The 19,263-nt window shown below is 65.0% G+C and carries 15 protein-coding genes and 1 pseudogene; 5 read left to right on the forward strand and 11 right to left on the reverse strand.

Annotated features, from left to right (window positions below):
- Positions 1-9: 9 nt before the first annotated feature.
- The 11 genes from C483_RS17270 to C483_RS17325 all read right to left on the reverse strand — a co-directional run bounded on the left by C483_RS17270 (position 10) and on the right by C483_RS17325 (position 12,379).
- Positions 10-747, reverse strand: coding sequence for a hypothetical protein (locus C483_RS17270; RefSeq protein ID WP_006654651.1), 738 nt, complete (start codon positions 745-747; stop codon positions 10-12).
- Positions 744-1,010: a ferredoxin gene (locus C483_RS17275; protein WP_006654652.1), complete on the reverse strand. Its 267-nt coding sequence runs from the start codon at positions 1,008-1,010 to the stop codon at positions 744-746. The genes C483_RS17270 and C483_RS17275 overlap by 4 nt, the downstream gene beginning before the upstream one ends.
- A 21-nt stretch (positions 1,011-1,031) precedes the next feature.
- The gene (gene cobJ, locus C483_RS17280) at positions 1,032-2,069 is read right to left on the reverse strand and encodes a precorrin-3B C(17)-methyltransferase (protein WP_006654653.1); all 1,038 of its coding nucleotides are present in this window, start codon (positions 2,067-2,069) and stop codon (positions 1,032-1,034) included.
- 9 nt (positions 2,070-2,078) lie between these two features.
- Entirely contained in the window at positions 2,079-2,957 is an 879-nt protein-coding gene (locus tag C483_RS17285; RefSeq protein ID WP_006654654.1) for a precorrin-3B C(17)-methyltransferase, read from the reverse strand.
- Positions 2,954-3,946 carry a cobalt-precorrin 5A hydrolase gene (gene cbiG, locus C483_RS17290; RefSeq protein ID WP_006654655.1) on the reverse strand — a complete coding sequence of 331 codons (993 nt, stop codon included), beginning with the start codon at positions 3,944-3,946 and terminating at the stop codon, positions 2,954-2,956. Before cbiG ends, C483_RS17285 begins: the two co-directional genes overlap by 4 nt.
- 3 nt (positions 3,947-3,949) lie before the next feature.
- Positions 3,950-4,840: a cobalt-precorrin-4/precorrin-4 C(11)-methyltransferase gene (locus C483_RS17295; RefSeq protein ID WP_006654656.1), complete on the reverse strand. Its 891-nt coding sequence runs from the start codon at positions 4,838-4,840 to the stop codon at positions 3,950-3,952.
- Between the two features lie 2 nt (positions 4,841-4,842).
- A complete protein-coding gene (locus C483_RS17300; RefSeq protein WP_006654657.1) occupies positions 4,843-5,670 on the reverse strand; it encodes a cobalt-factor II C(20)-methyltransferase in 828 nt (275 codons plus the stop codon).
- Complete coding sequence (cbiT, locus tag C483_RS17305; protein WP_006654658.1) at positions 5,667-6,284, reverse strand: precorrin-6Y C5,15-methyltransferase (decarboxylating) subunit CbiT; 618 nt, start codon at positions 6,282-6,284, stop codon at positions 5,667-5,669. Before cbiT ends, C483_RS17300 begins: the two co-directional genes overlap by 4 nt.
- A 381-nt stretch (positions 6,285-6,665) precedes the next feature.
- Positions 6,666-7,472: a cobalt-precorrin-7 (C(5))-methyltransferase gene (locus C483_RS17315; protein ID WP_006654660.1), complete on the reverse strand. Its 807-nt coding sequence runs from the start codon at positions 7,470-7,472 to the stop codon at positions 6,666-6,668.
- Positions 7,469-8,230 (reverse strand): precorrin-8X methylmutase, encoded by a 762-nt coding sequence (locus C483_RS17320; protein ID WP_006654661.1) that lies wholly within the window; start codon positions 8,228-8,230, stop codon positions 7,469-7,471. The genes C483_RS17315 and C483_RS17320 overlap by 4 nt, the downstream gene beginning before the upstream one ends.
- 51 nt (positions 8,231-8,281) lie before the next feature.
- Positions 8,282-12,379: a cobaltochelatase subunit CobN gene (locus C483_RS17325; protein WP_006654662.1), complete on the reverse strand. Its 4,098-nt coding sequence runs from the start codon at positions 12,377-12,379 to the stop codon at positions 8,282-8,284.
- A 34-nt stretch (positions 12,380-12,413) separates the two neighbouring features.
- On the opposite strand from C483_RS17325, the pseudogene C483_RS17330 reads away from it, so the two are divergent.
- From C483_RS17330 to C483_RS17350, 5 genes and pseudogenes are all read left to right on the forward strand, one after another.
- Positions 12,414-14,605 (forward strand): annotated as a pseudogene (locus C483_RS17330) (VWA domain-containing protein).
- A 195-nt stretch (positions 14,606-14,800) separates the two neighbouring features.
- A complete protein-coding gene (locus C483_RS17335) occupies positions 14,801-15,325 on the forward strand; it encodes a hypothetical protein (RefSeq protein WP_193787519.1) in 525 nt (174 codons plus the stop codon).
- 173 nt (positions 15,326-15,498) lie between these two features.
- Positions 15,499-16,209, forward strand: coding sequence for a hypothetical protein (locus C483_RS17340; RefSeq protein WP_006654664.1), 711 nt, complete (start codon positions 15,499-15,501; stop codon positions 16,207-16,209).
- A 280-nt stretch (positions 16,210-16,489) separates the two neighbouring features.
- Positions 16,490-18,322 (forward strand): alkaline phosphatase family protein, encoded by a 1,833-nt coding sequence (locus C483_RS17345; RefSeq protein ID WP_006654665.1) that lies wholly within the window; start codon positions 16,490-16,492, stop codon positions 18,320-18,322.
- 96 nt (positions 18,323-18,418) lie between these two features.
- Positions 18,419-19,081 (forward strand): helix-turn-helix domain-containing protein, encoded by a 663-nt coding sequence (locus tag C483_RS17350; protein ID WP_006654666.1) that lies wholly within the window; start codon positions 18,419-18,421, stop codon positions 19,079-19,081.
- Positions 19,082-19,263 lie beyond the last annotated feature (182 nt).

A 19,263-nucleotide genomic window follows, 5' to 3' on the forward strand; every position in this document is an offset into this window, starting at 1 on the left:
ATCGCAGTGTTACTCGTCGTACGCTTTTGCCTGCTCGAGGCTGCGCTCAAGCTTCCGGCGGCGGCTCGGCGCGAAGAGACCGGTCTGCTCGCAGTCTTCGTAGAGCCACGTACCGAACTCGAGTGCGACGGCGTCGTCGACGCCGAACCAGTAGCCGCCCGAAGACGTCTCCGAAAGCTCGTCGTAGGGAGTCTCAATCGGACAGTCGTCGATCAGTTCCTGAACGCACTCGAGTAGTGCCCGATCGTCGTGGACGAACGAGATGCCGACGGTGCCGCTCGAGGACTTGAAGCAGATCGTGCCACAGCCCTCGAGCAGGCCCCGGAGCAGTTCCCGGTCGTACTCGCTGAATGCGCCAAAGCGGTAGTTGCCGCGACCGTCGACGGGCAGGCCGAGCGCGCCGCTGCGGCCGAGCAGCCCTGACTCGTTACCGTTGTCGCTGTCGATCGTCAGCGTGTACTCGTCTTCCGTGCGGGTGATCGACGTGTCGTGGGCGTAGTCGCGGGTCGTCGTGTCGTGCTCGAGGTCGCCACCGGCGACCGCCGCGAGCACCTGCGCGGATTCCTCGTCGTTGGCAACGACTTCGATGCCGGCGTCCGAGACATCGCCGCTGCCGGCGACGTGGCCCCAGAAGTACGCCGACGCGGGGTGGCCCGCGAGCGGGTCGGTCGGGAGTTCGATTTCGGCCGGTGAGTCGGTGGCGTCGTCAGCGTCGGCCACCTCGGTTGGGGCGCCGGCGTCGCTCATTCGCCCACCTCCTCGACGACGATGGCATCGGTCGGACAGGCCGCCGCGGCCTGTTTGGCCTCGCCGATGCGGTCGTCGTCGAACGTCGCGACGACCCGGTGTTCGTTGTCGGTGACCTCGCCCTCGCAGTCGTAGACCGGATCCGCGCCGGGGTCGACCGTCGCGAGGCCGTCCTCGCCCTCGACGAAGCGCGGATCGCGGGTCAGACAGGCGAAGATGCCGTCGCAGGCGTCTTTCTCGATGGTGACTTCGTATCGTGGCATTGTGGGTGGTGAAGCTGCTGCTCAGTAGTCGTACTTCGTCTCGTATCCGCGGGGCGTGACCATCCGGTCGTCCCAGACGTAGGTGTCCTCCGTGCCGACGACGATCGTCGTCGTCATGTCGATGATTTCGCTCTCGCCCAGTTCCTCGAGTTCGCCGAGCTCGGTGATCATCACCTGCTCGTCCTCGCGGCCGGCGCCGTGGACGATGCCGACCGGCGTGTCGGGCTCGCGGTGCGTGAGGAGAATTTCGCAGCACTTCTCGAAATTATCGCGGCGCTTGCGGCTCCACGGGTTGTAGATCGTGATCGTGAAGTTCTCGCTGGCCACGGAGTGGAGTCGCGACTCGATTTCGGGCATCGGGACAAGGTGATCCGACAGCGAGACCGAGACGGTGTCGTTCACCAGCGGCGCACCCAGGCGGGAGGCGCAGGACTGGGCCGCCGGAACGCCCGGCACCACTTCGAAGTCGACCATCGACGCCGTCGCGCCCTTCGACTCGAGTATCTCCAGCGCCAGACCAGCGAGCGCGTAGACGTTGGGGTCGCCGCTGCCGACGATGGCGACGTCGTTGCCCGCGAGCGTGCGGTCGATCGATTCCTCGGTTCGGGAGACTTCGCCGCACATCGGCGTGTCGTAGATGTCGTCGGCCTGCTCGGTGATCTCGTCGGGGATGAGTTCGATGTAGGTCGTGTAGCCGACGATGTGATCGGCCTCGAGCAGGGCGTCTTTCGCGCGCTGGGTCATCCCCTCCGGATGGCCGGGACCGAGTCCGACGGCGATCAGCTGGCCGGGCTCGGCATCGAAGTCCTCGATCGTCGCACCGACCTCCTGCTCGTTCGAGTCATCGTCCAAACTCGAGGAGGCTCCGCACTTGGACTCACTCGAGTCGTCCGAACTCGAAGAGGCGCCACACTTCGAACCCGAGGAGGCCTCGGATTCGGATGTGTCGCTCGAGGCCCCGCAGTTGGAGGCGCTCGAACTCTCGGTCTCGTCGGTGGTCGATGCGCCGCACTTGGAAGTCGATTCGCCGTCAGCGTCGGAGTTGGTGTCCGTGCTCATGGTCGGTAGTCAGAAGTCGTCGACGTCACGCCCGCCGCGCGGGGTAACGAGGTACGTTCGATCGTCGTTGCGCCAGGTCTCAGTCTCGTGGTTCCCGATGATCAGCGAGGTGCCCATCCCCGAGACCTTGTCGTCGTGGTCGGCGGCCTCACCCAGCGTCGTGATGTGCTGGCTCTCGCCGTTTCGGCCGGCGTCCGCGCGGCCGGCGTCGTTGACGATCGCCACGAGGGCGTCGTCGGTCCGTTCCTCGCGGACGATCTCGACGGCCTGCTCGTAGTTGCGCCAGCAGTTGTAGAGGACGATCACGAAGTCCGAAATCGCGGCCGCCCGCAGCTTCTCCTCGATCTCGTCCCAGCCGCGCCACTTGTCCGACAGCGAGACGGTACAGAAGTCGTTACACAGCGGCGCGCCGACGTTGGCCGCGCCGCCAAGCGCCGCCGTCATCCCGGGGACGACCTCGATCGGGACGTCCGTCGCCGACTCTTCCTCGGCCATCTTGAAGATGAGGTCGGACTTGCCGTAGACGGAGGGATCGCCGCCCGAGACGTGGGCCACGTCTTTCCCCTCGCGGACGTAGTCGAAGGCCGCGCGGGCGAGTTCGATCTGGCGCCCCATCGACGAGCGGACGATCTCCTGTTCGAAGCCGTCCTCCCGGGTCGCGATGCCGTCCTCGTCGGTCCGCTCCTCCGACGGAATGGTCCCGTCGTCCCGCAGGAACTCCTGGTAGAGACTCGAGGCGATGACCACGTCCACGGACTCGATGACCTCCTTAGCCCGTTTGGTCATGTGGTCGGGCAGGCCGGGGCCGATACCGACCACGTAGAGGGTGCCGTGGTCGGCTGGGGTGCCTGCGGTCTCGGAACTCGCGTCTGCGTCGTCGACGCTCATTTGCCGATCGCCACCGTGACCTCGTCCTCGTAGCTGATCTTCTCGAGTACCAGTTCCTGCTCGCGGCCGCCGGCGATCGCCGAGGCCTCGGAGACGCCGGGCCAGCCGATCAGCTCCTTCGATTTGGAGGGCGTCGGCCCCTCGTGCTCGAGCAGCGTCTCCTTGTCGAAGGCGACGACGCCCAGATCGAGTTCTTGCGCGGCCTCGAGCAACCCTTCCTCGTCCTCTTTGCGGGTGGCGGTCCCGACGAATTCGACATCCGCGAGGTCGTGGGGGGTCTGGTCAAGCGCCTCCTCCCACGCGGCAATGAACGACTCCTTGCTCGCGCCGGAGACGCTGCCGGTACCGATGACGACGCCGTCGTCTTTGTTGCGCTTGAGGACGGTAACGTCGTCGCCGACCAGCACCGCTTTCGGCCCGACGAGTCGCTCGACGGGTCCGAGATTGTCGTCGAGCACGGCCAGGTTCGTCTTGACAGTCGAGTCGCCGTTGACGACATGGGTATCCATCGCCTTCGCGCGGGACTCGACGCCCTGTTTGCCCGCGGCCTCCGAGGCGGTGGTCATCGCCGGGACGGCACCCATCGTCGCCAGATCCTGCGCGACCTGATTCGCGCCGTGGTGGCCGCCCGTGATCGGGATCGCCCACGTCAACTCTTCGTCGACGACGCAGATCGCGGGATCGTCCCACTTGTCGTCGAGCAGGTGGGCCGTCTTGCGCATCGCGATCCCCGAGGCCATCAGGCCGACGAAACAGTCGTACTCGCCCCAGTGCTCCTCGAAGACGTCGCCGTGGTACTCGATGATGTCGATCGTCTCGTACCGATCCGCGAGTTCGGCTTTGATCTCCTCGGCGGTCTCCATCTTGCGCTCGAAGGAGACGATTGCAATCTCCTCGGCGACCTCGCCGTCCGAATCCGGCGTGGAACAGTGACCGCCGTCCGATCCGTCGTCCGTCGCGTCGGTGTTGTCTGGGTTGTCCGTACTCATGGGTCAGTCACTCTCGGCTTCGTCTGCGTCGTTCGGTCCGCGATTCGCCCAGTCGCCGTAGAGATAGGAGCGCTCGTAGCCCGCGCCCGTCACGGCGTCGCCGATGACGACCAGCGCCGAGGCGCGGTAGCCCGCCTCCTCGACCTTGTCCGCGATATCGCCGATCGAGCCGACAATCACGTCCTCGTCCGGCCAGGAGGCGTGATAGATCACCGCGACCGGCGTCTCGGGATCGTGGCCGTCCGCGAGCAGCCGATCCATCGTGTCGCGGACGGCGTGGGTCCCGAGGTAGATACAGGTCGTCACGTCGCCCATTGCCACGAACTCGGAGATGTGGTCCTCCTCCGGCTCCAGGGTCTTGCCCTGCGGCCGGGTGAACGCGACGTGATTCGAGACCTCGTTGAGCGTCAGCTGAGTCCGCAGCGTCGCGCTCGCGGCGAACGCCGAGGTGACGCCCGGCACGAAGTACGTCGGCACGCCCTCATGCTCTAAGGCGTCCATCTGCTCCAGAGCGGCCCCGTAGATGGCGGGGTCACCGCTGTGGAGCCGAACGACGTTCCGGCCCTCCTCGTAGGCGTCTCGCATCAGCGGGATCAGCTCCTCGAGATCCTTCCCGACGGAGTTGACGAGTTCGGCGTGGTCGCAGTACTCCGCGAGCAGTTCGCTGTTGACCAGCGACCCCGCGTGGACCACGAGGTCGGCCGACTCGAGTAGCTCCTTCCCCGCGACGGTCAGCAAGCGCGGGTTGCCGGGACCAGCGCCGACGAAGGGAATCCCCTCCTGCTCGTCGCCGGCGCTGTGTTCGAAAATCCGATCGTCGAGTTCCTCGTGGCGGCGCTCGCCTTGGGAGTCGATCGCGTCCTGAGGGTCGTCGCCGGTAGTATCGTCCGTCATACTCAGTGTCCTCCGCAGTCGCCGTGCGCACAGCCCTCGGCGATCTCTTCGCTGACTACCGCCCCGCCGTCCGCGATGGGTTCACCGCTCGTCGACTCGCCGTCCGCGTCGCCATCGCTTGCCTCGTCCACCGACTCGTCGCTGTCTTCCAGAAACGCCGCCGTCGCCTGCTCAATCTCGAGATCCGCCTTCTCGGCGTAGGCGAGCGTGTAGTAGTCGCGCTCGTCGATCTCGGTTGGGTCGTCGGTGATGATCGTCTCGCCTTGCTCCATGAACAGGCGGCGGCCGTAGGTCACCTCGTAGCCGGCCGCGACGAGCCCCTCGTGGGTCGCCGGCGCGTCGGTGACCTTGAACAGGATCATCCGGTCCGCCCCCGTCGGGCTCGCCCCGTTGGCGGCCTCGCGCAGGGAGAGCCCCGCACCGGCCTCGATCTCGACCCCCATCGCGGTCGCGAAGGCCGTCACGGCGCTGACGCCGGGGATGATCTCCAGATCCACGTCGGGGTGGAACGCGTCGATCGTCCGCCGCAGGTGGCCGAACGTCGAGTAGACGTTCGGATCGCCCAGCGTGACGAAGGCGACGTCGCCCTCGCGGGCCTTGGGGGCGACCTCCGCGGCGGCCTCCTTCCACGCCGCTCGCAGCTTCTCCTCGTCTTTCGTCATCGGGAAGTCCAGATCCCCGATTTTCGACTCGTCGACGTGTTCGAGTGCGACTGAGCGGGAGAGCCGCCCCGGCGAGTAGACCACGTCGGCGGTCTCGAGAATCCGCTTGCCGCGGACGGTGACGAGGTCGGCTTCGCCGGGACCGAGGCCGACGCCGTAGAGGGTCATCGCTGCTCCCCTCCACGGCCGTCTGCAGCGACGGTTTTCCCGTCGTCGTCCTCACCGTCCGAATCTGGCGTCGCACTCCCGACCAGCATGTAGACCGGGTTATCGGAGTCGAAGCTCGTCGCGCCAGCGAGGTCATAGCCGTGGCTCACTTGGAACTGAACGACCTCCTTCAGCAGGTTCCGCTCGCGGAACGCCTCGGTCGCCTGCCCGGCGACCTCGAGCCGCGAGACGTTCATCACCACGCGATCGATTTCGGTCTCGACGGCGTAATCGAGCACGGCCTCGAAGTTCCGGCTCCCGCCCACGAATAGCGCGTCGGCGTCGTCGGGCAGCCCCTCCGGAGCTTCCGCGTTGCGCAACTCGACGTCGGCCACGATCGACTCCTCGTTGGCCACGAGGTTCTTCTCGGTCGTCTCGAGTCGGTCGGCTGTTCGCTCGAGGGCGGTCACCCGCCCGGCCCGCTGTGCAGCCTCGATCGTGACGGCCCCCGTACAGGAGCCGACCTCCGCGAAGTGGTCGTCCGACTCGAGTGCAAGCTTCGAGCGGACGACGGCGCGGACCTCTGATTTGGTCGGTCCGGCCTTCGCATCGTGTGGCAGCGCGATGGGTGGCATCACCCGTGGATGACTGTCGCATCCACTAAAACAATTTTGGTTGAGTTAGAGCAAATTATATTGCTCATTCTGGGTTGGACCAGTGAAAGTGTCGTTTATTCAGTGCCGTCCTGGTCGACGAGCGCGGCGAACCAGATTCGAGTGCCAAACTGACTCGGAAGCCAGACCGCCGATCTGCGTTCGTCGTGTCCGATCGGCGAGTGGGAGACCGAAAAGGGGACACCGTCGGGAAACTCGGCCCCATCGATGGTCAGACGAACGAAACGATCGGTGACCTCGAGAACGTCTGTGGTGAGTGGTCTACAAGTGAACAAGGCGGTTCACAACGGCTGTGCGTTCAGCGTCGACCGGTTTTCAACGGGAAAGCAGAACCTGTCGCGACTACACAGGCTGTCGGACCACGAGCACAACCAGATCCGAGAACGGCGTGTCCTCCCGGCCACCGCCGCCCGCGTGTTCCGACAGTTCGGCTAGCGTGAACCGGTGTATCCGCTCGTCCTCGTGGGTCAGCTTCTCGCAGACCAGCGCTTCGAGGTTGGGGTCGGCACCACGCTCGAGCAGCAACTCGGCGAGATCCCCTGGCATCTGATCGAACGGCCGCGGGAGCGCGAGCAAGTGGCGGTCGTCCTCGACAACCGCCGCCGCGAGTCGGTCCACGTCGGCCCCAAGGTCGCCGCTCTTGTGGAGTGTGACGAACTCGGTATCCTCCATCGGAGTCCGAGCGCGGCTCGCGGCCACCTGTAACGAGGAGATGCCGGGGACGACGCGTACCGGCCGCGGCTCGACGTCTCGAGCGTCCGCTTCTCGTCTCACGGCGTCCTGAACCTTCCCAACGAACTGGTAGCCCGAGTGGTTGGGGTCGCCCATCGCGACGGCAGTGCCCGACTCGCCGGCCGCGATACGCTCGGCGAATTCCGCGAGTGCCTCGGCCTCGTCCCTGTAGCCGCAGGTCAGCAGATCGGCGTCGGTCAGGTCCTCGACGAACTCTACGACGGTCGTGAAGCCGACGACGACGTCGGCCTCCTCGATCGCCCGCCGACCGCGCGGCGTGAGGAACTCCTGATTACCCGGACCGACGCCGACGGCGTAGACGGGATCGTCCGCCTCCTCGTCGATGGCCGACTCGGCCGCCGCAGCCGCAAACGTCGCCGGATCTGGCCCTGCATCGAGGTCGTACTCGCCGCTCATTTGTCCTCGCTTGTGGCTCGGGTCGCACGCTCGTCCGCTGTACGCTCCAACTCGAGTTCGTCGGTGCGGATGTCCGTGGCGACGTGGATCAGTTCGTTCGTCAGCGCGGCGGCGAGACCGCTCCCGCCGCGGCGGCCGACGTGGGTAATTGCAGGGACGCCATACGCCTCGCTGACCTCGCGGATGCGCTGGCGGCTCTCCTCGGCCTTGACGAAGCCGACGGGGTTGGCGACCACGACCGCAGGCCGGGTCCCCTGTTCGATGCAGTCCGCGAGTGCGAGTGCGGCCGTCGGCGCGTTGCCGATCGCGACGATCGTGCCCTCGAAGGCGTCCTCCTTGTCGAGTTCGAGCACCGCCGCGGCGGTCCGAGTCATCCCTGTCTTCTTTGCGAGTTCCTTCCCGTTCCCGATGGCTTTGGAGACCTCGCAGTCGTGGCCTCGTCCCGTGATGCCGGCTTTGACCATCGTGATGTCCGTAATTACGTCGGTCGCCTCGAGCACTGCCCGCGCGCCTGCACGAACGGGCGCGTCCTCGTCGTCGCCGAGGTCGTCGCTGCCGGTAAAGCGGATCAGGTGCTGGAACTCGATGTCGCCCATCGAGTGGACTGACTTCTGTCGCAGCCGGTCGGCCAACGTCTCGTCGGGGACGAACTGCCGGACGATGTCCATGCTCGTCTCGGCGATGTCCATCGCGTTCTGGGTCGTCGCACCGAGGTCGGCGTACTCTTCCTCGAACGTCTGGCTATCACTGTTACTCATACTGTCTCACTCTCGTCGGTTGTCGTCTCGATCGTCTGCCGAATAGGTTCGTCAGTCATCGGTCGTTACCCCCGCGCCGACGGCCTCGTTGGTCGTCTGCGCCTCGAGATCACCCTCGACCTCGAGATTCAGATCGCGCAGGCGGTCGACGGTCTCCTCGTCGGCGTTCCAGAGGTCGCGCTCGATCGCTTCGAGCAGCGTGTCCGTGATGGATTCGAGTGCCCACGGGTTGACATCGCGCAGCCACTCCTGGCGCTCCTCGTCGAAGGCAAACTTCTCGGCGACCGCCTCCCAGAGCGTGTCGCTGACAACGCCGGTCGTCGCGTCCCAGCCCAGCGTCACGTCGACGGTCGTCGAGAGGTCGCCGGCGCCCTTGTAGCCGTGCTCCTCCATGGACTCGAGCCAGTCGGGATTCAGCACGCGAGAGCGCATCGCCTTGCGGACTTTCTCCTCGTTCGTGTAGACGTCGACGTTGTCGGGGTCCGAAGAGTCGCCGACGTAGGAGGCTGGCTCCTCACCCGAAATCTCGCTAACAGCCGAGATGAAGCCGCCGTGGAAGGCGTACCAGTCCGAGGAGTCGAACTCGTCCTGTTCCATCGTGTCTTCGATCTTCACAGTCGCGTCGACACTCGAGAGGCGCCGCTCGAAGGCGTCGTGGGCGTCCAAAACCCGTCCGCGAGAGCCCATCGCGTAGCCGCCCCACTGGACGTAGACGCTCGCGAGGTCCGAGCGGTCGTCCCAGTTGCCCTCGTCGACGGCCTTGTTCGTCCCGGCGCCGTAGCCGCCGGGTTTGGTCGTGAACACGCGGTGTTTCGCGGCCTTGTGGGCGTCGGATTCGTCGAGGCCCTCCTCGTCCTGCAGTTCTTCGGCCTCCTCCTCGACGTGTTTCTTCACGTAGTTCATCTCGTGGGGTTCGTCGAGATCGACGACTGCGTCGACCGCGTCGTGGATGACCCCCGCCGCGGCCGGGAAGGCGTCGCGGAACAGACCGGAGACGCGCGTGGTCACGTCGATCCGCGGTCGATCGAGTTCCTCGAGCGGAATCGGCTCGACATCGTCGATCCGCCCGGCGTCGGTCCACTGCGGTTCGACGCCCATCATGGCAAGCACCTGGGCGATGGTCTCCCCGCGCGTTCGTACGGTCGGAGTGCCCCAGGCGACGACGCCGATCTCCTCGGGGTACTCGTCGTTCTCGTCGTGGTGACGCTCGAGGACGCCCTCGGCGACTTCTCGACCCACCTGCCAGGCGGGCTTTGCGGGTACCTTGCGCGGATCGAGCGTGTAGAAGTTCCGCGCGGTCGGCAGCAGGTCGACGCCGCCGCGAGTCGGCGCACCCGATCCACCGGGCGGGACGTACTCGCCGGAGAGCGCGTCCGCAGTGCGCGGAATCTCGTCCTCGGCTCCCTGCACGCGGGGCTGGGCCTCCTCGCAGATGTACGCCAGCGCCTTCCGGAGGTCGTCGTGGGCGCCCGATTTGGCCCGCGCGTCGCCGATCGTCTCGAGATCGACGACGAGCAGGTTCATGTTGACCTCAACGTCAGACTTCGTCTGACGAGCCTCGTCCTCGCGCTGCTCGGACGAGACGTCGTCGGACCCCATTTCACGCTCGGATTCCGGCACGTCGAAATCGTGTTCCGCCAGCGTCTCCACGAGGTCGAGACTGGTCTCGTGGACTACGTCGGCGGCTTCGGCATAGGTCATGCCCAGGTCCTCGTCGTACTCACCAGGCGCGTTCAGCATCGTCTCGTAGTCGACACCAAGCGCGCCGGCGACGCTCTCGCGCAGGCTCGGCGCGCCGGGGTTCTCGAGTCGGGTCAGCGCGACGAGGTACTCGACCAGCCGCTCGTCTTTCGGCGGCTCGGACATCGTGTGGAGGCCGAGTCGAATCTGGGTCGTCTTGACGTCCGTGAGGTACTCGTGGACCCGTTCGACGAGTTCGTCAACGTCGACCTCGTCGCCGTCTACGTCTCCCTCGGCGAGTGTCGAACCGGCTTCGTCGGGGCCACGAACGTCGGCTTTCTCGTCTCGCGGGTCACTTCGTTCCCCACTCGACTTTTCCGAGGCGCGTGGCGCCTCGCTCTCGTCGATCTCGCCGGCGATTCCGAGTTCGACCGCGAGGTCCAGTTCCTCGACTTTCTCCCGGATGAGTTCCTCGAGGTGCTCGCCGTCGTCCGCGCGGGCGTCTTCCATGCCCGCTTCGCGGTACTGATTCGCGAGCTCCTCGAGTTCCGCGAGTTCGTCGTAGGTGCCCGCCGACCGCATGACCGGCGTGAGGTAGTCGACGATGGCGGCGTAGGAGCGCCGTTTCGCCTGGGTCCCCTCGCCGGGGTTGTTGACGATGTAGGGGTAGACGTTCGGGACATCGTCTATCAGTTGGTCGGGCGCGCTTTCCCCATCGAGGCCAACCGTCTTGCCGGGGAGCCACTCGAGACTCCCGTGCGTTCCCAGGTGGACGACCCCGTCGACCTCGAACTCGTTGCGCAGCCAGCCGTAGAACGCGTAGTAGTCGTGTGGCGGCTGGAGGTCCGAATCGTGGTAGACCTTCGAGGGGTCCATGCCGAATCCACGGGGCGGTTGCACCGTCACGAGCACGTTGCCGAACTCGACGCCCGGAATCGCGAACGGGCGGTCGGGCGCCTCGCCCCACTCCTCGACGACGTTCTCCTGGAACCCCTCGTCGGCGTCGCTGAACCACTCCTCGTAGGTGTCGGGGGAGACAACGTCGACGGAGAGGTCGCGAACGTCTTCGGGGGCGACCCAGCGGTCCTCGAGCGTGAGCTGCGAGGTCAGTTTCTCGACGAGCGTCTGGCCGTCGTCGGGCATCTCGCCGTCGAGGTTGTACCCCCGCTCGTCGAGTTCCCCCAGCAGATTCACAGTCGATTCGGGCGAGTCGAGCCCGAACGCGGTGCCGATCCCGTCGTCGCTCGGCGGGTAGTTGTGGAGGACGACGGCGATCTGTTTTTCCTCGTTGGGCGTGTGGCGCAGCTGTGCCCAGTTGACCGCCAACCGCGTCGCGTGGTCGATCCGGTCGTCGATCGGGAAGTGGTGTTTCGGCGCGGAGCCGATGCCGGCCTCGTCGTCGGTGCGCTCTTTGCCCGAGATGGGATGGGTGATGACGTTCCCGTCGAATTCGGGGAGGGCGACCGAGAGGGCGAGTTCGAACCCCATCACGCCGGTGTCGCTGGACTCGTACCGCGAGCGCGAGCGCATCGTCGTGACCGTCTGGAGGACCGGGACGCCCAGTCGATCGAGGAAGACGTCCTCCGCGCTCTCGCCCTCGTCGTCGCCGGACTGCGTCCGGCTGCCAGAGGGATTCCATCCCTCCCCGCTGGCCGACCGGCCGCGCTCGTCCATCGACAGTGAGAACATGAACGACGACAGGACGGCGTCGACGACGGGCTGGCCACCGGCGGTTTCACCGCCTTCTCGAGGCGTCTCCGACACCTCGCCGTCTTCGTCCAGCAGCCAGTTGTCGGTGACCCACTCGGCGTCCTCCTGCTCGTCTGTGTCGGTCGCCGGGTTACAGAAGATCGGGAGGGCGTTGGCGCCCTGTTCCTCGAGTGCCCGGACCTGCCGATCGACGTACCGGGTGTTCTCGTGGGTCCAGTGGGATTCGTAGAACCAGATCGCGACCGTCGGCCGGTCGGAGTCGTGGGTTTCGAGCAGTTCTTCGTAGCCGACCCCCGGATAGTCGGGGTGGTAAACCCCCTCCGTCGGCAGTTCCTGGGGCTCGTCGTACTCGAGAACCCGGTCCTCGTACTCGGCGACGAGGAACCGACACAGGTTGGCGACGTTGATCGTACCGCCTTTCTCCAGATACTCGTAGGCGAGGTCACGATGGTCGTCGGCGACCGTTGTGTCCTCGAACGCGAAGGCGTCGCCCGTCGCTTTGACGATCAGCGGAACGTTCGCCTCCTCGAGTGCCCCCGTCGCGTAATCGTAGCCCGGCATGCTGTCCTCAGCACCGTGCAGCCAGAAGATCGCTGCTCCGGCGTCGTGCAGTTCGTCGACGAACTCGTCGATCGCCGCCTCGTCGTCTAAGTCGCTCTCTGAGCGAACGACCAGTTCGACATCCTCGAGGCGCTCGGCCGCACGGCCGATCGATCCGAGTTCGTTCTCCGTCGCGGTGTAGATCCCGATATGTGCCATCGAATTTTTAAACCTCTATTGTATTAGCGCAACTATGGTTGTAAACGCCGGGGGCAAAAACCTGTCGTCGATCCCCTTTCCGGCGATCGTCGGCCAACCGGAACTCAAGCGTGTGTTGCTGACGGTCGCCGTGAACGATTCGCTCGACGGCGCGTTAATCGTCGGCGAGAAAGGCACCGCGAAATCGACCGCTGTTCGAGGGCTCGTCGATCTGTTGCCCGAACAGCGCGTCGTTGCGGAGTGTCGATTCAGTTGTGCACCCGACGATCCGAGCCGCCAGTGCCCGGATTGTCGAGAACGCGATGCTGACGAGTTCTCCGTCGAGACCCGTCCCGTCCCCCTCATCACGCTCCCGCTCGGAGCGACCCGTGATCGGGTCGTCGGAACGCTCTCGGTCGAAGACGCGCTGGCCGGCGAGGCCGAGTTCGATCCCGGCCTACTCGCTCGCGCAAACCGCGGCGTCCTCTACGTCGACGAGGTCAATCTGCTCGACGACCACCTCGTCGATGTCCTTCTCGATGCGGCCGCGAGCGGCGTCAACACCGTCGAGCGTGACGGCGTCAGCGTCTCCCATCCGGCAAACTTCACGCTGATCGGGACGATGAACCCCGAGGAGGGCGATCTCCGGCCGCAGCTCCGGGATCGGTTCGCCCTTCGGGCAACCGTCGAGGGCTGTCGAGATATCGCGGACCGCGTCGAGATCATCGACCGAGCGATCGACCGCGGTACCGACCCGGATCCAACCGAAGCCCACGACGCCGATGTCGAGCGACTCGTCGAGACGGTAACCGAGGCGCGCGAACGCCTGCCCCGCGTCAGCGTTCCCGACGAGTTCAAAGCCGAAATCGCCGAGCTGTGCCTCGATGCCGGCGTCGACGGCCACCGCGGCGACATCGCCACGGCGAGAACCGCCGCGACGCTGGCCGCACTCGAGCACCGAACGACCGTGATCGAGTCGGACGTTCGCGAGGCGGCCGCCTATACGCTGCCACACCGCCTCCGGAGTACACCGTTCGAAGACGAACCGGAGCTCGACGACCTGCTCGAGGATCGGTTCGAGGAGGAATCGCGGGGGGAGGAGAAAGGCTGTCTCTTATACACATCNAGATGTGTATAAGAGACAGCAGTGAACGAGAGCCCGCACCCGCGGACGGCGGCGAGCGCGGGACTGACGACGGCAATGGTCGCCAACGCGACGAGTCCAGTGAGAGTAACGACGACCACAACGGCGACTCGCACGGTTCAGATACTGACGACGCAGAATCCGAAAACGCCGGCCACGGACGGCGGCCAAACGGGGACAGGGGATCGGCTTCAGCCGAGAACGAGCACGCAGAGCACAGCGATCGCGACGACTCTGCCGAGACATCCGAAGCAGAGACGGAGTCTGACGAGAGCGGTGACGAGAGCGCCCGTCCGCTCGTTCCCGGTCAACGACGGGCCGAGATCGGCGACGCGAGCGCGCCGGAGCTGGAGACGCCGGACGCCACCGCCGAACGCTCCGCAAATACGAGCGGCTCTCGTGCGAGCGTCGCACCCGACGCCGATAATCGGGGTGCCCGCATCAGGACGGAAGCCGCGTCGGACGCGGGCCCGATAGATGCGGCGGCGTCGGTCCGATCCGCTGCGGCTCGCGGCGCATCGACCGTTGAGGCGGGCGATCTCCGCCAGTCCGTCCGAACTGGCGAAACGTCAACGACGATCGTCTTCGCGGTCGACGCGAGCGCATCGATGCGGCCCGCGATGCGGACCGCGAAAGGTGTCGTCCTCGAGCTTTTGCGAGACAGCTACCAGCAGAAAGACGACGTCGCGTTCGTCGCGTTCGCGGGCGAGGAAGCTGACGTGTTGCTCCCACCGACGAACAGCGTCTCCCTCGCCGCGCGTCACCTCAAGGAGCTTCCGTCTGGCGACCGAACGCCGCTTCCAGCCGGTCTCGAAACCGCCCGGTTGGTCGTCGAGCAATCGGACACCGAAACGGCCATCGTCGTCCTCGTTACCGATGGAAGAGCAAACGTGGCCGACGGAAGTCCGACTGACGCGACGCGAAACGAGGCGCGACGGCTTGCACGCACCGGGACAGAACTCATCGTCGTCGATGCCGGTGACGAGTCTCGGGCTGGTCTCTCGGCTCTTGTTGCTGATACTGCCGACGGTGAACGTGTTCCGTTGTCGTCTCTCTCGGCAGACCTCGTTCGCTCGGTCATCGACTCGACGACTACCGAGTAGTTCCATTCCTCTGTGGCGTTGGTCTCGTCGGCAGTGTCTCTGAAACCTGCTCCTGTACTCGAGTACACGCTTCCCAACGACCAACGAAGGACGCGAGAACTGACGGGGTAGCAGAGAGTCAGAAATGCCGCCTGAAGTCATCTCTGCGGTGTTCGGGCCTGATAGAACTATAGCGCTGTGCCGACTAGAGATGGTATGGAACAGACATACAAACGCTTCACTGTGATGGCCGGCAGCGCCGCGGTCGCCGCTGCCGTGTTGACGATCATCTTCACCCCCCCATCTGCGCTCGCGGCGGTGTTCTCGTTCGTGTCGATCATGCTAGCCGTGCTCGCACTCTCGTACGTCGTCGGGTCGTTCAGAGCCCCTCGAGTCAGGACGACGGCCAGTACTGGCACTGGTACTGGTACCGGTACCGGCCGTGGGTCTGGCGCAGCGTCCGGAACGCCCGACGCTAGTGAGAGCACACCGGAACATCAAACCGACGCTGCACAGGTGGATGCCGAGGAGTTCAGATGGCTCGTCCGCGAGGGAATCGGCGTGGCGATCGCCTCGATGTTCGGCTTGCTCCTGCTCGTGCTGTTTCTTCTCGAGGAGACCGCGGTCGTACAGGGTCCCGAGACAGCCGTCGACGAGTGGGCAGCCTGGCTGGTCCTGGGGGTCCTCGCGCTCGTGTTGATTGTACTTGGGCTGTGGAGTTGGCGCGGTCGCGAGCAGTGACGTCCATCTTGTTTCGCTTCGGGCCAGTCAAGCCGTTCTGGCCACGCTGGCAGTGTTGCTATGCAGCGCTTTAGCACTCCATAAACGAGCATGAAGTGACGAGAAACGACTAAAAACAGTGCGGACGACCAGTCGTTTATTTGTACTGTACTGATGGAGCCTCGAGTACAGCAATGTCCACAGATCAATCCACACACGCCACGTCGCAGTCGGTCCGCTACGAGACGATCCAGTCGATCAGCAAGCTCCTGCTGGGGACCATCGCGTTGCTCGCGTTCGTCGGCCTCGTCTCGGTACTCCCCGGCGTCGACCGCGTCATTCCGGGAACCCCGATCACGGTGATGGCGATCGTGAGCTTCGTCGCGACGATTGCAGTGGTTGGGCTGTTGCTCGTACTCGCACCCGGACTCGCCGAACTCGTCCGTTCGACGCTCGACGGCCCGCAGCAGGTCGTCGACGATATCGCCTCGGTGGTTCACCTGTTCGTCGTCCTCGTCGCCGTACTGGTCGCCCACAGCGGCATGGCACCGGCGATCACCCCGCTGCTAGAGGGTGCGACCTGGGTGTACGACGTCGTGTTCTTCGCGATCGCCCTCCCACCGCTCGCGATCCTCGCAGCGCGTGTCTACGTTTCGCTCGACCCAATGTCGGAACTCCTCGCAGACCGTGTTGCGGGGCCGGACACAAATGCAGACGCAGCGTCGAACGCGTCGACGGCCAATCCTGACGACAGCACAGCGACGCCCACAGACGATGAGAGCGAGGACACAACTCGAGACCAGCGTGCCGAACGCCGAACGGTACTCGAGTCCACCGTCGGGGAGGAGGGTACCGACGACGCAGACGAGCGCGGGAACGATACTGAGGGCGAGTCGTCCAAGTGAGTCTGTTCGGCAAACTAAGAGCGAGTCGTTCGAGTACGGCCGACCGGAGCTCGATGACCACGAATCGGGCCGAGTGAGTGCCAATCGGCAGCCGACGCAGGTTTTGGTATCGTCGCCTGACGAGCCGCTGACGGTTTAACAAACCGATAATGAAGAGTCTCGTCTGCTTCTCGCCGACCAAGACACGTGCACGGACAGCTCGGACAGCGACTGCAGTCGGCCAGTGTGGCCGACCGCTGTCGTCGCCGAACCACACTCTCAGAAACCTACGAATGATACGATGAGTCGGACGTCCCGCCGCGACGAGACAGCATCGAACGCACAGGAATCTCCCACGAACATCGACGACGAACCGAACTCGAAGTCAGCATCGACGAGTTCGCTCGACACCCTCGTCATCGGCATCGACGCAGGCTGTATGCCGGTCTTCGAGCGCCTATTCGAGGAGGGCCGCATCCCGACGATCGAACGCCTCTGTACGGACGGGCTGGCCGCGCCACTCGAGTCCCAGATTCCGCCGTGGACGCCGAGCGCCTGGCCGTCGGTCTACACCGGTCAGAACCCCGGCAAACACGGCGCGATCGGCTTCGTCGGCTACGACGGCTACGACTGGCACGTCACCAGCAACGACGACGTCGACGCACACCCGCTCTGGACGCTGCTCGACCAGCAGGGGCACTCGAGTGTCGTCGTCAACGCGCCGGTCACGCATCCGCCGGACGAGTTCGACGGCGCGGTGATTCCCGGCTTCCTCGGGCCGGAGGATCCACCGTGTCAGCCTGCCGGACTGCTCGACGAGGTACGCGACGAAATCGGCGAGTATCGGGTGTATCCGAACTACACTCGAGATGACGACTCGGTGTCCGAGTCGGCGAAAATCGACGAGTACCAGCGGCTGGTCCGGATGCGCGGTGACGCCTTCCGCTATCTCGCGGACGAGTACGACCCCGACTTTGGCTTTCTGCAGTTCCAGAAGACGGACACGGTGTTCCACGAGTTCGCGGGCGCTGAGGACAAGGTTAACGCCGTCTACGAGGCGACCGACGAGGCGATCGCGCAGGTGCTCGACGAGTGTGAACCGGATCGCGTCTTCCTCGTAAGCGACCACGGGATGGGGCCCTACGAGGGGTACGAGTTCCGGCTCAACGAGTTCCTGCGCGACGAGGGGTTCCTCGAGACGACAACGGGCGGGAAGGGGATGCCCTCCTGGACGCCGATGCGACGGCGACTTCGCGAAGGCGAAGAGTACGACACCTGGGAGCCGGGGACGGTTGCGCGCGCAGCCTCTGTCGCCGCCAAATTCGGCATTACCGCCAGTCGAATTCGGACGGTACTCGAGCGCGTCGGCCTCGCGGAGTTGGCGATCAAGTACGCGCCGAGCGGCGTCTCCCGGACCGCGAACGAGCAGGTGGACTTCGGGGAGTCGAAGGCCTACGTTCGTGCTCGGACGGAACTCGGTGTTCGAATCAATCTCGAGGGACGCGAGCCGATGGGCGTCGTTCCGCCCGCGGAGTACGACGACCTCCGCGAGGAACTCATGGAGACGCTACGTCGCGTCGAGACGCCGGACGGTGAACCGTTCTTCGAGACGGTCGCACCTCGCGAGGAGTACTTCCACGGCGAGAACGTCGGGGAGACGGTCGACATCGTGACGATTCCGGCCGACTTCGAACACGCCCTCTCGGAACAATTCCGCGAGGATGCGGACGACTACTTCGGACCGGTCGAGCCGTGGAATCACAAACTCGACGGAATCTTCGTCGCCGCGGGAGAGGGGATCGACGAGACGGCTGCGATCGACCGCGCGCACCTCTTCGACGTTGCCCCGACCGTGCTGGCTGCGATGGGTGTTCCCACCAGCGAGCGGATGGACGGCGAGGTCGTGCCAGTCGTCGAACCAACTGAAGCGATTGCGTATCCAGCCTACAGTGGCGTCGGTGCCGGAGACCGAGACCGAGACGGGGCGGACGAGACAGAAGATCGGGAACGAACTGCCGAAGACAGAAACGAAAACGAAAACGAGAACGAAAGCAACCGCGACCGCGACCGCGAGCGCCCCGACGCCGACGACGACGTCACGGAACGACTCGCGGACCTGGGGTACATGAACTGAGACAGTCGAATCAGACAGTTCCAGCCGCTACAATCGGCTTAGACACACGATAAGTATGGGGTCGCGAAACCGACAGTCGTTCGAACAGAGACCGCTATGGGGTTCATCGCAGAGATCTACGTCGCTCACGACGAACTCGTGCTCGCGCCAACGATCGATCATCATCCGGACGTGACGATCAGGTACGAGTACGAGGTTGAAACTGCGGAGACGATGACGTACTTCGTCTCGGTCTTTACTGACGAGTACGACCATCTCGAGGCGACGATGGAAGCGGATCCAACGGTCTCGGATCCCGCCTGTATCGCGACGTTCGAGAACCGAGCGATCTACCGCGTTCGCGTCGAGACGGACCGGCACCTGGTTCCCGAGCGCTGTGCCGAACGGGGACTGTTCGTCTTTACGATCACGAGCGGCGACGGCGGCTGGGACGCCCGCGTTCACTTCCCGAACCGTGAGACGCTGGCCGCGTTTCGCGAGTACTGTCGCGAACAGGGGATGACGTTCCGTGTGAACCAACTCTACGAGTCCTCGGCCTCCGATGACGGCACGTACTTTCTGACCGAGCAACAACACGAGATTCTCTCGATGGCGTACTACGCGGGTTACTACGACATTCCCCGTGGCGTCACACAGGACGACCTCGCCGAACAGCTCGATATTACCGACTCTGCGGTCTCACAGCGTCTGCGCCGTGCGGTTGGTGAGCTGATCGGAGCCACGCTCGACGACGAGCGGACCCCCGACGAGTACCGGTAGTCCGGTGTCTCCGGTCTACACAGTCTCGCTTCACGCTTCGCGCTTCGCTCGCCACACCCCGCTTGATATTCGGTATCCGCCACTCGCGACGTGCGGCAGCGTCCCCTACTCGAGTGCACTCTCTGGTTCGTTCGGATTCATACCGTTACGTGATTCCCGGGATCTAGTTCTGGATACTCTCT

The sequence above is a fragment of the Natrialba hulunbeirensis JCM 10989 genome (assembly GCF_000337575.1).
Taxonomy (GTDB): Archaea; Halobacteriota; Halobacteria; order Halobacteriales; family Natrialbaceae; genus Natrialba; species Natrialba hulunbeirensis.